Below are 14,022 nucleotides of genomic sequence, written 5' to 3'. Positions count from 1 at the left end.
TTTAAAAGTTTTATTCAGCTTGCATTGCTGCATTTGTTCTTTCAGCAGCATTCTGTAAAGCCGTTGCGGCATCGAAGGATGGATCAGCCGGACCTTTAAATAACTCTTCTAACTGGTTACGCATTTCAGTAGAACCTGTAAATACAGGAGCAACGAATGAAACTGGTACTTGTTCACCAAGAGCTTTCAAAGCCTTATCAGAATTTACGAATTCCTGATAGCTTTCATCTTCCAGAACTTCTGTGTATGGTGAGTTAGCATTTACGACCTCTACCCATTCAGCATTACGGCTAATGAAATACTCGACAAAATCAGCAACAGCCTGATTCTGTGCTTCTGTACCATTGAATCCGATAGCAGCACGGTTCCAGATCAAACCAGCATTTTCGTATTCTTTATCAGACATCTTCGGAACTCTTACAACCTGCAAATTACCGTTGATATCTGAAAGATCAAGATAAGGCATACCAGCAGATGAACCGATATAAGAAGCAATCAGACCACTGTTCAGATCACCTGAGTTATATCCGTCAGCACCCTGAGCAGCTACTTGGAAATAACCTTCCTGAACGCCTTCTGCCCACCATTTAACCCATTCAAGAGTCTTATCATCATTGAAAACAACTTCATTCTTTTCAAGATCAACGATCTGTCCCTGATGTGACTGATAGATCAATAACTGGGCAAAATCAGTCAATGAGTCGATTGACAAACCTACAACACCTGTTTCTTCATAGATCTTCTTAGAAGTTTCTTTTACTTCATCCCAAGTGGTTGGAATATCAACACCCACTTCATCATAAATAGCCTTGTTAACAAACAAAACAGGACCTGCAGTATAAATAGGAACAGCATGAATCTTTCCATCAGAGAAATTCGTAGCTTCGTCTACGATACCTGCAGATGTAATATCAGCATAATCAAAGTCCCAATAATCATCAAATGAAAGAAGTTTACCTGTACCATCAAAGTTTTTAGCAAATGTAGCAAAATTGAATACCAGATTAGGTCCTACTTCATTTGTTATGGCATCCGTAACTACGGATTCATACGTACTGGCATCATAACCGCCATGAACCTCAACCGTGATATTTTCGTGTTCGCTTTCAAAATCATCGGCGATCTTTTCCAGCAAATCCTCTTGATCTTCAGTAAAGGTATGCCAGATCGTAATCGTCGTGGCCTCATCTCCTGTCGTTGTGCCATTACCTGAACATGCAGCCAAACCGGCAGTCATCGCAAAGGCAACTAACAGCTTTGCAAGTTTTTTCATAAACTTTTCTTTTCCTCCTTGTTATACTTAATAACGTATTCATTCTATAATTTTAAGCCTTTAAATGTCAATAAAAATCTGATCTTTTGTCGCAACTTATTACAAAATTTTACTTATTTTTTATAAAGAAATTTCATTAAATTCTTCTTCACTCAGCTCACTGCCCTCAATTCCTACGACTTTTGACGAAATTTTATTAGCCATTTTTATGATGTCCTCAATACCCATTTTCATCTTTAATCCGGCAATGCAGGCACCGGCATGAGAATCCCCGGCACCGATCGTATCTGCGACCTTGTTTTTATAGCCGGCTATTAATTTTCCTATGTTGCCGTCAGTATAATAGGCACCTCTTTCACCACAGGTTACAATGACTAATTCTTTTGATTTATCATGAAGGCGCTGAGCCGCATGACTGATCGTTTCACATCCTGTATATGCTGTTATCTCATCTTCATTCAGATGTATGATCGGATGAAGCGCCAGCATCCTCTTCATTCTTTCTTCAGAAATATGCATGATTCTGGCACCCGGAGCAAAGAAAACAGGTACATGCATTTCTTCAAGATAATCCAAAATCTCATCACCATCTTTTTCCTCTAATTCCAGCCCGCTTACATAGATATAATCTAGATCATCTCGGCAGACATCCTTCAGCCATGATTTTTTAAATTGATATTCTGCACCATGCTGACATAAAAATGTCCTTTCACCACTGGCGTTTACCAGACATATGCAGCAGCCGTTATCTTCATCATCGATCTTTATCAGCGGCTGATAATTTCTGTCTGTCAATAAATCATTTAAAATATCCGCAAATCTTCCCGTACCGATAGGTGAGGTACATACCGCAGGAAGATGGAAATGTCTGACGATACTGCTGGCATTATAACCGCAGCCCCCAATGGAAAATTTAATATTTGTCGTATTGATATCTTCTTTCAGCTTTGGTAAATGGTCAACATGAACGATCATGTCCAATACCACGGATCCTATAAATAATGTCTTATTCATCTTATTTCCCCTAAGTCACCTTATATATTTTACCACAACTGAACGAAAAAAAGTGAGATTTCTCTCACTTTATTCCGCACTTTCTTTAACACTTAGCTGATCATCGTCAATCATATCCTGAATGACGTCATCATTTACCGTATCATTTGTTACGTAATTCATCATTTCGCTTTCTTCTTCGACATGATTTCGAGCATTACGTTTCGCTTTCAGCTCAGCTGCTAGCTTATTGATCTCGATTGAAGTTTCTCTTTCATCACTATAACCGGTTCCTGCCGGAATCAGTTTTCCGATGATAACATTTTCCTTCAATCCGATCAGATGATCGACCTTACCTTTAACAGCTGCTTCTGTCAGAACCTTTGTCGTTTCCTGGAATGAAGCGGCTGACAGGAAGGAATCTGTTTCGACAGAAGCCTTTGAAATACCTAACAGCACCGGTTTGAATTGTGCCGGACGCAAGCCGGACAGCAATGCCCGACGATTGATCTTGGTGATCTCTACAAGCGAGATCTGAACACCAGGATACAATGTCGTATCACCGCCATCAATAACGACGACCTTACGCAGCATCTGACGGATCATGACTTCAATATGTTTATCAGAAATATCAATACCCTGAGAATTATAAACCTTCTTAACTTCCTTCAGGATATATTTTTCAACCTCTAAGACACCAGCAACTTCCAACAGTTCTTTTGGATAGATCGGACCTTCAGTAATCTTATCACCGGCCTCGATCATACTGCCTTCTTTCAGCCATGAACGGATGACCTGTGTCGGTCCAAGCTTATGAACCTGACTTTCATGCTCATTCGTAACCACGACCTCATAACCTGTATTGGTCTGAGTGATAGAAGTAATTTCACCTGAAATCTTGGCAAGAACAGCCGCACCTTTTGGATTACGTGCTTCAAAAAGCTCTTCAACACGAGGTAAACCTTGCGTGATATCTCCTCCGCCGGCACTTGCGACACCACCTGTATGGAAGGTACGCATCGTCAGCTGAGTACCCGGCTCACCGATTGACTGGGCAGCCATGATACCAATGGATTCACCAACCTCAACAACTTTTCCTGTTGCCATATTGCGGCCGTAACATTTCTTACATACACCATAGATAGATTTACATGTAAATGCCGTACGGATCAATACCTGCTTGATTCCGGCATCAACGATCCTCTTGGCAATTGCTTCATCGATATACTCATCTGATTCAATGATCACTTCACCGGTTTTCGGATCTGTGACAGTCTGTTTCGTATAACGTCCTACCAGACGATCATATAAACGAATGATCTCAGTATTTGTTTTACGATCGATAACCGTTTCGACCATGAAACCATTATCTGTACCACAGTCATCTTCACGAACGACGATATCCTGTGCAACATCGACAAGACGACGTGTCAGATATCCGGATTCCGCAGTCTTTAAGGCTGTATCTGTTAATCCTTTACGCACACCATGAGTAGAAATAAAGAATTCAGACACATTCAAACCTTCACGGAAACAAGAATAGATCGGCACCTCGATGATCGAAGGCTGATAACTTCTAGTCGACTTTGACTGGCTCGGCTTACTCATCAAACCACGCATACCTGCCAGCTGTGTAAAGTTTGATTTATTACCACGGGCTCCTGAATCCGCCATCATGTTGATAGAATTCTTATGAGGCAGATTTGCCATCAGCTCATCACCGATCTGATTTTTAATGTTATCCCACAAACGATTCAGGTGTGATTCCCACTCCTGCATCGTTAACTTACCTTTACGACGCAATTGCATCAATTCTTCAGCCTTGCGCTTTCCTTCTTCGATTTTTTCACCTTTATTTTCTACGACCTGAATATCGCTTAACGCAACCGTGATACCAGCTACCGTAGAATATTTGAATCCCATGTCTTTAATGGCATCCAATATCTCTGAAGTCTTCTTCGTTGAGTATCTTGCAAAGATCTCTGCGATGATCAATCCCAGTTGTTTCTTCTTTACCTCAGGAACGATCGGCTGAACAGCAATGATCTCTTTGATATTTTCTCCCGGTTTGATGAAGAATTTATCAGGCGTAGCCTTAAAGTTTTCATCAGAAACCTCATTCAGATAAGGGAAATCCTCAGGGAACATCTCATTAAAGATGATCTTACCGACAGTCGTCATCAGATACATCTGATTCTGTTCAGGAGTGAACGTTGTTTTCTTCAAAGAACCTGCCAGAATGGCAATTCTTGAATGTAAGTGAACGACCTTTTGATCATAGGCCATCAACACTTCATTGACATCTTTAAAGACATGTCCTTCGTTATCCGCATAGCGTTCCCATTCAAGTGCCTGTTCTTCACAATCAACATCACGGTAACGCTGTGCTTCTTCACGCATGGAATCTGCCGTTTCTTCCATCGTCAGATAATAGTTTCCAAGAACCATATCCTGAGAAGGCGTAACGATCGGTTTTCCATCTTTTGGTGAAAGAATATTGTTAGAACCCAACATCAGCACTAAAGCTTCCGCACGTGCCTCTTCACTCAAAGGAAGATGCACTGCCATCTGGTCACCATCGAAGTCAGCGTTGAACGCTGTACATACCAACGGATGAAGACGAATGGCACGTCCTTCGACCAGCTTCGGTTTAAATGCCTGGATACCTAAACGGTGCAATGTCGGAGCACGGTTCAAGAGTACCGGATAACCATCGATAACCTCTTCAACGATGTCCCATACACGTGGATCCAGACGATCGATCAGCTTTTCAGCTGTTTTTGGATTGCTGGCAATTTCTTTATTTACAATTTCATTAATAACAAATGGTTTAAATAACTGCAATGCCATTTCACGAGGAATACCGCACTGATACATTTTCAGATCCGGTCCTACCGCGATAACAGAACGTCCGGAGAAATCGACACGTTTTCCTAAAAGGTTCTGACGGAAACGTCCCTGCTTTCCTTTCAGGGCATGTGAAAGTGACTTTAAGGCCCTTCCACCGGCACCTGTGATCGGTTTGGAACGACGTCCGTTATCAATCAAAGCATCGACAGCTTCCTGAAGCATACGCTTTTCATTCTGCACGATGATGGCCGGCGTTCCCAGATCCAAAAGCTTCTTTAAACGATTGTTACGTGTGATAACACGACGATATAGATCGTTAAGATCACTTGTCGCAAAACGACCGCCATCCAGCTGCAGCATCGGTCTTAAATCAGGAGGTATGACCGGCAATACCGTTAATACCATCCATTCAGGTTTGTTATTTGAATTACGGAAGGCATCCACTGTATCCAATCTTTTCAAAAGCTTCTTACGCTTTTCACCCTGAGCATTTTCAAGCTCAGCTGTGATAGCTTTAAATTCTTTTTCGACATCTACTTCTTTCAATAACGTCTGAACAGCTTCAGCTCCTGTCTGTGCGGTAAATGATCCCGGACCATAAATCGCAACATTTTCACGATATTCTCTTTCTGAAAGGATCTGCTTATACATCAGCTTTGTATCACGCGGATCCGTTACGATCCAGCTTACAAAGTAAACAACTTCCTCCAGCTGTTTTGGAGTGATATCCAAAAGAAGTGCCATTCTTGAAGGAATTCCTCTCAGATACCAGATATGAGCCACCGGTGCTGCCAATTCAATATGTCCCATTCTTTCACGACGAACACTTGACTTGGTTATCTCAACACCACAGCGATCACATACAACTCCCTTATATCTAACCTTCTTGTACTTTCCACAGTAGCATTCCCAGTCCTTGCTTGGACCGAATATTCTTTCACAGAATAATCCGTCTCTTTCTGGTTTTTGCGAACGATAGTTGATCGTCTCCGGCTTTTTTACTTCGCCATGTGACCATTCAAGAATACGTTCAGGAGAAGCTAATTGAACTTGTATAGAACTAATATTGTTTACGCTCATCTTTCTTCCTCCTTATTCTTCATCACCATCTGTAAATAACGGCGTTTCCAGATCATCAATCGATTCTGAATGATCGTCTTCCTCTTCCTCGCTCTCATTCTCATCCTTCACATCAACAGGAGGCTGTGGCTGAGGCTTTACTGATGGCTGTGAATCATCACCATCGATCTTCGATAAATCAATCTCATTGCCTTCATCATCACGCAAGATCACATCCAGGGCCAAAGCCTGCAATTCATGCTTCATAACTCTGAATGCTTCCGGAATTCCCGGTTCAGGAATATCCTTGCCCTTGATGATGGCTTCATATGTCTTGGTACGGCCCACGATATCATCCGATTTGATCGTAATGATTTCCTGAAGGGTATGAGCAGCGCCCCATCCTTCAAGAGCCCAAACTTCCATTTCACCAAATCTCTGACCACCGTTTTGAGCCTTACCACCTAAAGGCTGCTGAGTTACCAAAGAATAAGGTCCTGTTGCACGAGCATGCAACTTATCATCAACCATGTGAGCCAGCTTGATCATATACATGACACCTACAGAAATACGTTCATCAAAAGCGTCACCTGTACGTCCATCATACAAGACCATCTTACCATCCTTGGTCATATCAGCTTCTTTCATGATGTCCTCAAGCTCTTCGTTGCTGATACCATCAAATACCGGTGTCGCAAACTTGACACCAAGTTTCTTAGCGGCAAAACCCAAATGAATTTCAAGCACTTGTCCGATATTCATACGGCTTGGCACACCGAATGGGTTCAACATGATATCAACCGGCGTTCCATCCGGCATAAACGGCATATCTTCCACAGGCAGGATCTTAGAAATAACACCCTTGTTTCCATGACGTCCGGCCATTTTATCACCCTCAGAAATCTTACGCTTCTGAACGATGTACACCTTTACGGTTTCACTGACTCCCGGTGGCAGCTCATGTCCATCCTTACGTTTAAATACACGCACCGAATGAACGATACCCGCACCACCATGAGGTACCTTTAATGAATTATCACGTACTTCACGTGATTTTTCACCGAAGATTGCCAATAAAAGCTTTTCTTCCGGTGAGATCTCGCTCTGTCCCTTTGGCGTTACCTTTCCAACAAGGATATCACCCTCGCGAACTTCGGCACCCACCATGATGATACCTCGTGAATCCAGATTACGGCAGGCATTTTCACCGACATTTGGAATATCACGTGTGATCTCTTCAGGACCCAGCTTTGTTTCACGACAATCAATTTCATATTCTTCAATATGAATCGATGTATAAACATCATCACGTACCAATCTTTCAGACATGATGATCGCATCTTCATAGTTATAACCATTCCATGTCATGTAGGCAATCGTCACATTCTGACCCAATGCCAATTCACCATTTTCCATGGATGGACCATCGGCCAGAATATCACCCTTTTCAACACGCTCGCCTTTATCGACGATCGGAATCTGGTTGATCGTCGTTCCGGCATTGGACTGCTGGAACTTACGCAGACGATATTCACGTTTTTCGCCATTATCCTGAGCAACGACCAATCGAGAAGCATCTGCATATTCAACGATTCCATCTTCCTTACATACGACACAGCTTCCGGAATCCTTCGCTACACGATATTCCATTCCTGTTCCGACAAACGGAGCATGCGGACGAAGCAGAGGTACTGCCTGACGCTGCATGTTCGCACCCATCAGGGCACGAGAAGCATCATCGTTTTCAAGGAAAGGAATACAAGCCGCAGCAATCGAAATGATCTGTTTTGGCGAAACGTCCGCCAATTCCACGCGTTCACGATTCGCTAAGATCGTTTCACCACGATATCTGGCAACGACCTTTTCATTGACAAGCTTGTTATCAATGACCTCATTGGCCTGTGCAATAATGTAATCCTGTTCTTCATCAGCAGACAGATAAACTGCATCTTCAAGAACCGTACCATCTTTGAGCACCTTACGATAAGGTGTCTGGATAAAGCCATATTCATTAATCTTACCATAAGAGGTCAGATAGTTGATCAAACCGATATTCGGACCTTCCGGTGTTTCGATCGGACAAATTCTTCCATAGTGTGAAGAGTGAACATCACGCACTTCAAAGCCTGCGCGGTCACGATTCAAACCACCCGGACCTAAGGCTGAAATACGACGCTTATTCGTCAATTCAGCCAATGGATTCTGCTGATCCATGAATTGGGAAAGCTGACTTGAAGAGAAGAACTCTTTAATAGCCGCTGTCAGCGGACGAATATTGGTCAGCTTCTTCGGTGTCAGCGATTCGATCTCAGCAATCGACATTCTTTCCTTAACAACTCTTTCCATTCTTGAAAGACCGATCCTGAACTGATTCTGAATCAGCTCGCCAACCGAACGGATACGACGATTTCCTAACATATCGATATCGTCTGTTTCACCGACACCTTCCATGACATTCAACATATAAGCATAGAAAGCATACATATCTGAAATGGTGATCGTATGCTTATTCGCAAACGGATCATTTCCTGTTACCTTGATTTCATGACCGTCAGAATCGAGGATCATAACTTCCTGTACGGCAGCTCCAACCAGCCATGCCACAAGTTTTTCATCGTTATGTACCCGATTGACCAATTCCTCATAAAGATCACTGCTTAAGGCATTTGACTTAACACGAGGCATAAATCCTTCTGTATATCTGCCGCCTTCATTTGTCAGGACAACATTGCCCTTCTCATCACTGATACAGCCCAGTTCATAAAGACGATGTCCATAATTTAAGACAGCCTTGACATTTTCAGGTGTCAGTTTTACCGGCTGGGCAATGACACCGGCATAAATACTTACCTTTTCACATTCTTTTTCAAGAACGCTTAAAACATGTTCGGTGATGACATCACCCTCATAGAAGGTTTCATCAGCACACTCTACATCCTTCGCCAAGATACGTCCTAAAAGTCCACGCTTACAGCTCGTTTCAACAGCTACTATATCTTCGTGAACAAACAGCGGATTAAATGGGAAGGCCTTCACATAGATACCCTTTTTCAATTCCGGTTTCAGGATCTCTCTTTCATCACGGTTGATCAGAGTACCTTTTTTCATAAATACTTTGCCATCTGCACCGATGATATCATGAGCTAATACATGATGCTCGATACGATTGATAGCATTCAGTTTTTTCTCCAGCTTATAACGTCCGGCCTTTGTCAGATCATATCGGCGGCGATCAAAGAATTTCGCATTCATCAGGTTGATAGAACCATCAAGGATCGGATTCTCATCAGGACGCTGGTTTTCATAAATCGACAACAATGCTTCCTGTGTTGTCTTTACCTTATCATTGATCAGCGTATTTTCGATATCTTCATATTTTCCAAAATAAGCACCGTATAAAGTCAGATAAATATCTAAATATTCTCTGCTTTCATCTATCTCAGGCTTTTCAAAATTCGTATTTCTTCCCAAAGCATTTAAGAAAGTCGTAATCTGCTTGGTGTCCATCGGATCATCACTGCGATCCATATCTAAAGCCATACCGATGGCTTTAAATAAAACTGTCGACATGATTTTACGTTTACGGTCAACACTAACAGTAAGAGCTCTTCCGTTTGAGGATTTCTTCGTTTCAGTAAAAAACTCCAGCCATGTTCCACGGCTAGGAATCAGCTCACAGCTATATGTTTCTTTACCTGTTTTTTCTTCAAAACCACTGTCAAAATAAGCTCCCGGCGAACGCACGATCTGCGATACGATAACACGTTCCGCCCCGTTAATGATGAAAGTACCTGTTTCTGTCATCAAAGGAAAATCGCCGAGGAACACCTCTTCCTGCTTCGTCAGCACTTCACCGGTATTGCTGTCAACGATCTCAAGCTCCATGGTCGCTTTCAAAGGCGCAGCAAAATTACATTCACGATATTGTGACTCTTCAGCAGTATATTTAGGCTTTTCAAATTCATAGTCTTTAAAATACAGTTTAATATTGCCACCAAAGTTAGAAATCGGATAAATTTCTTCAAAAACTTCCCGGATTCCTGTTTTTATGAACCACTCAAAAGAATCTGTCTGAATTTCTACCAGATTTGGCAGTTTCAGACTCCCGCTTACTTTTGAATAGTTACGACGTTCTGCTTTCTTCCCTGAAGGTACGATCTTATAAGTCTTTTTTTCTTCTTCCATACACACACGTCCTTTCATCATGACAAGTGCCCAAAAAGGACACTTTCGCCATTATATTTTTTTATACTATTATGCAATTTATTATATTATCTTATTTATGTCAAGTTGTCAATTATTTCTTTTCAGATTTTAAAATGTAATAGCCCTTTTCTTTATTCAGAATCGTGCAGTTTCCGAATATACCTTCAATAAAGCGACAGGCACTCAGAGCACCATGATTTTTACGGATCACTACCCATAATGCCCCATTTTTATCCAAATGATCATAAGCTTCTTCAAAAATTTTATAAATCACTTTCTTTCCGGCACGAATGGGCGGATTCGTTACGATATCGGTATAATTAAAGCATTTCACATTAGAATAGATATCACTTTCAAAGATATGCACATCACATTCATTTTTTTTCGCATTGATTTGTGCTAATTCAATAGCCCGCGGATTAATTTCAATCATATCGACACTGCTTTGAGGAAAACATTTCTTCAGGGTAATACCTAAGACGCCATATCCGCATCCGACATCTAAGATCCGTTTTCCAAGCGAGTATTTATTTAATGTTTTCAATAAGATGATCGAGCCCTCATCAATTTTATCCTTACAGAAAACACCATTGTCAGATATGAACATAAAATTAAAGCACGAAAACCGAAAAGATATCTCCTTTCGGTTTTGTGCTAATTGACGATTATCTGTGAAGTAATGACTCATAATATCGCCTGCCTTTTCAGACATAAAAAGGCTTACGCCTTTTTTATGTCACTTTTTCCGTTTAAAAACTATTTAATTTCAACAGTTGCACCGGCATCAACCAGTTTCTTCTTGATTTCTTCAGCTTCTTCCGGTTTGATGTTTTCCTTGATAGCGCTTGGGCACTTGTCAACAAGACCCTTAGCTTCTACCAATCCAAGACCTGTGATTTCACGAACAGCCTTGATAACGGCAACCTTAGTAGCACCAACATCTGTCAATGTTACAGTTACTTCGCTAGGTCCGGCAGGAGCAGCATCAGCAACAGCAGCAACAGCCACAGGTGCAGCAGCAGTAACTCCAAATTCTTCTTCGATTGCTTTAACCAAATCATTTAATTCTAAAATCGTCATTTCTTTTAAAGAAGCGATTACTTCTTCGTTTGTTAACTTAGCCATTTTCTTTTCCTCCTATTTTTTCTTATTCACTTTTCGCATCAGCTACAGCTTTTACAACACAAGCAAAGTTACGCACAGGTGCCTGCAGGCAACTTAACAGCATTGAGTACATACCTTCGCGGTTTGGAAGCTGAGAAATTGATTTCAACGTATCTAAATCAACCAATTTTCCTTCGACAGTACCAGCCTTCATTACCAGGAATTCGTGATCCTTCGCAAACTTGCTTAAAACACGAGCCGGTGCTGTTGCATCCTTACCAAATACCAGGGCATTCGGTCCTGTCAGACTTTCACATAATCCTTCATAACCTGCTTCAGCAGCAGCACGCTGTGAAAGCTTATTCTTATAAACCTTCATTTCAACGTCTTCTTCTCTTAAAGCGCGGCGCAGATCTGTGATTTCCTTCACGGACAATCCACGATATTCAACAACTACTGTTGATTCTGAATTTTTCAGCTTTTCAGTAATTTCAGAAACGACAGCCTTCTTTGATTCGATGACCGCTTGGTTCATAATTACACCTCCTGTTTCTATATTGATCCAATATATATCCATAAAAAACTCACGCATTGACAGCGTGAGTTGAAAGATTACGAAAAAATACTCTTTCTACCTCGGCAACCTGATTAAGCGTAAGCCGTTGCTGTCTTTGGTATATATTGAGAACAATCCAATTTTAAACAAATTCTATCTGTTTGTCAAGACTAAGCGCCTACTTTAACGCCCGGACCCATCGTTGATGAGATCGTACAGTTCTTAACAAATGCACCCTTTACAGCTGCCGGGCGAGCACGCAGGATCGTATCGTTGATTGCTTTGAAGTTTTCAACCAGCTTTTCTTCATCGAAAGAAACCTTTCCGATCAGCAGGTTGATATTACCTTCCTTGTCAACACGATATTCTACCTTACCTTTTTTGATGTCTTCAACTGCTTTCTTGACATCCATCGTTACCGTTCCGGTCTTAGGGTTTGGCATCAAGCCTTTAGGACCTAAAAGACGTCCTAACTTACCAAGCTCTCCCATCATTGATGGAATTGCTACCAACACATCAAATTCGAACCATCCCTTAGAGATCTGTTCGATCATTTCTTTACCGCCTACATAATCAGCTCCGGCATCCTTTGCTTCCTGTTCCTGTGGTCCGGTAGCAATAACACAAACACGCTGTGTACGACCTGTTCCGTTTGGCAATACCATTGCTCCACGGATCTGCTGATCAGCATGACGAGGATCTACATTTAAGTTATAAGATACTTCTACTGAAGCATCGAATTTTTCAAAGCTTGCTTTCTTTACCAAAGCTACTGCTTCTTCAATCGTATAAGTCTTGCTGCGGTCAACTAATTTAGCAGCTTCTGAATATTTCTTTCCTACTTTTGCCATTTTACTTTACCGAGCCTTTCTTATTCCATACCTTCTACTTTAACACCCATATTACGAGCAGTACCAGCAATGATTCTCATTGCAGCCTCGATTGAATTGGCGTTCAAGTCCGGCATCTTGTATTCAGCAATTTCTCTTACCTGATCAGCTGTGATCGTACCCACAGTCTGTTTCTGGTTTGATGCAGCTTTGCTGATCTTTGCAGCCTTCTTGATCAAGATGGCAGCTGGTGTTGTTTTCAACACAAAATCAAAACTCTTGTCTTCGTACGCAGTAATGATTACTGGCACCATATCTCCCGCACGATCTCTGGTTGCATCATTAAATGCACTACAGAACTGAGGCATATTGATTCCGGCACTTGCTAAAGCCGGTCCCGGTTTAGCCCCTCCTGCTGGGAATTGCAACTTCGCAACTTTTACAATTTTCTTTTTACTCACAAGACACACCTCCTATATTTGTTGTCTTATGCAGTGGTACGAATGGTTGCGCATTCTTCCACGCATTACAAAAGAGCACATACGTGCTCCATTACTTTACACTATAAAAGCCTTTAAATCAAGTGTTTTTTTCACTTTTTAAATTATTGGCGCACAAAACCATAACTTTCTAACAGATTTTGTATATCCTCATAGCTGTCATAATCAACATAGGTTCTGTCACGCTTGGCTGATTCGCCCTTCAACGTAATATCTACGATATATGGATAATAGATATGAGGCTCGCTGTAAATCTGTACAGTGACTTCACCATTTTCATAAAGACCACGGTCATGAAGACATATTTCCTGTCCCGCATAATCATCATCACTGAGTCCATTATCATATTTTTTGATTTCAGAGAGAAGCACTTCATACATCTCTGCATCCTTCAAGTAAGCCTGCTCTGCCTGATACTCTGACACCGCCTCTTTTAAAGAGGTACCCAGCTTATTCACAGCCACGCTCGCAGTAACATCCCCTGTCTTTCCGCCACAGCCTGCAAGCATCAAAATAGTAAGCATTATCATTCCCGTTTTTCTCATTTACATCTCTCCTTTACTGATATTATCATTATAAGTCCATCTGATATCAAAAACAAGAAGATATACGAAATAGTAAGCATTTCTTACGCTTTATATATTTCATACC

Annotated in this window: 10 protein-coding genes and 1 other annotated feature; all 10 genes read right to left on the bottom strand. The window is 41.5% G+C overall.

Features of this window, described 5'->3' with window-relative positions; translation table 11 throughout:
* Positions 1-10: 10 nt before the first annotated feature.
* The 10 genes from ACZYT3_RS02035 to ACZYT3_RS01990 all read right to left on the bottom strand — a co-directional run bounded on the left by ACZYT3_RS02035 (position 11) and on the right by ACZYT3_RS01990 (position 13,916).
* Positions 11-1,273, bottom strand: coding sequence for an ABC transporter substrate-binding protein (locus tag ACZYT3_RS02035; protein ID WP_464087496.1), 1,263 nt, complete (start codon positions 1,271-1,273; stop codon positions 11-13).
* A 120-nt stretch (positions 1,274-1,393) separates the two neighbouring features.
* Positions 1,394-2,287, bottom strand: a complete 894-nt coding sequence (locus tag ACZYT3_RS02030) for a carbohydrate kinase family protein (protein WP_294561255.1) — start codon at positions 2,285-2,287, stop codon at positions 1,394-1,396.
* A 69-nt stretch (positions 2,288-2,356) separates the two neighbouring features.
* Positions 2,357-6,196, bottom strand: coding sequence for a DNA-directed RNA polymerase subunit beta' (gene rpoC, locus ACZYT3_RS02025; protein WP_464087495.1), 3,840 nt, complete (start codon positions 6,194-6,196; stop codon positions 2,357-2,359).
* Positions 6,197-6,208: 12 nt separating this feature from the next.
* Complete coding sequence (gene rpoB, locus ACZYT3_RS02020; protein ID WP_464087494.1) at positions 6,209-10,360, bottom strand: DNA-directed RNA polymerase subunit beta; 4,152 nt, start codon at positions 10,358-10,360, stop codon at positions 6,209-6,211.
* 112 nt (positions 10,361-10,472) lie between these two features.
* On the bottom strand, positions 10,473-11,069 hold the full coding sequence (locus tag ACZYT3_RS02015; protein WP_294561252.1) for a class I SAM-dependent methyltransferase: 597 nt from the start codon (positions 11,067-11,069) through the stop codon (positions 10,473-10,475).
* 68 nt (positions 11,070-11,137) lie between these two features.
* On the bottom strand, positions 11,138-11,506 hold the full coding sequence (rplL, locus tag ACZYT3_RS02010; RefSeq protein WP_294561251.1) for a 50S ribosomal protein L7/L12: 369 nt from the start codon (positions 11,504-11,506) through the stop codon (positions 11,138-11,140).
* A gap of 22 nt (positions 11,507-11,528) precedes the next feature.
* A complete protein-coding gene (rplJ, locus tag ACZYT3_RS02005; protein WP_294561250.1) occupies positions 11,529-12,020 on the bottom strand; it encodes a 50S ribosomal protein L10 in 492 nt (163 codons plus the stop codon).
* A gap of 32 nt (positions 12,021-12,052) precedes the next feature.
* Positions 12,053-12,178: a sequence feature (ribosomal protein L10 leader region), on the bottom strand.
* 33 nt (positions 12,179-12,211) lie between these two features.
* Positions 12,212-12,892 carry a 50S ribosomal protein L1 gene (gene rplA / locus ACZYT3_RS02000; RefSeq protein WP_294561249.1) on the bottom strand — a complete coding sequence of 227 codons (681 nt, stop codon included), beginning with the start codon at positions 12,890-12,892 and terminating at the stop codon, positions 12,212-12,214.
* A gap of 20 nt (positions 12,893-12,912) precedes the next feature.
* Complete coding sequence (rplK, locus tag ACZYT3_RS01995) at positions 12,913-13,332, bottom strand: 50S ribosomal protein L11 (protein WP_294561248.1); 420 nt, start codon at positions 13,330-13,332, stop codon at positions 12,913-12,915.
* Positions 13,333-13,475: 143 nt separating this feature from the next.
* On the bottom strand, positions 13,476-13,916 hold the full coding sequence (locus ACZYT3_RS01990) for a hypothetical protein (protein WP_464087493.1): 441 nt from the start codon (positions 13,914-13,916) through the stop codon (positions 13,476-13,478).
* Positions 13,917-14,022 lie beyond the last annotated feature (106 nt).

The organism is Traorella sp. mt218 (assembly GCF_055420025.1).
Note: the sequence above shows the minus strand (reverse complement) of the source record. Positions and strands in the feature narration are given on the sequence as shown.

Coding starts and splice junctions, on each gene's coding strand:
- rplA (WP_294561249.1), bottom strand. CDS start 12,892: ATGGCAAAAGTAGGAAAGAAATATTCAGAAGCTGCTAAATTAGTTGAC.
- rpoB (WP_464087494.1), bottom strand. CDS start 10,360: ATGGAAGAAGAAAAAAAGACTTATAAGATCGTACCTTCAGGGAAGAAA.
- ACZYT3_RS02035 (WP_464087496.1), bottom strand. CDS start 1,273: ATGAAAAAACTTGCAAAGCTGTTAGTTGCCTTTGCGATGACTGCCGGT.
- ACZYT3_RS01990 (WP_464087493.1), bottom strand. CDS start 13,916: ATGAGAAAAACGGGAATGATAATGCTTACTATTTTGATGCTTGCAGGC.
- rpoC (WP_464087495.1), bottom strand. CDS start 6,196: ATGAGCGTAAACAATATTAGTTCTATACAAGTTCAATTAGCTTCTCCT.
- ACZYT3_RS02030 (WP_294561255.1), bottom strand. CDS start 2,287: ATGAATAAGACATTATTTATAGGATCCGTGGTATTGGACATGATCGTT.
- rplL (WP_294561251.1), bottom strand. CDS start 11,506: ATGGCTAAGTTAACAAACGAAGAAGTAATCGCTTCTTTAAAAGAAATG.
- rplJ (WP_294561250.1), bottom strand. CDS start 12,020: ATGAACCAAGCGGTCATCGAATCAAAGAAGGCTGTCGTTTCTGAAATT.
- ACZYT3_RS02015 (WP_294561252.1), bottom strand. CDS start 11,069: ATGAGTCATTACTTCACAGATAATCGTCAATTAGCACAAAACCGAAAG.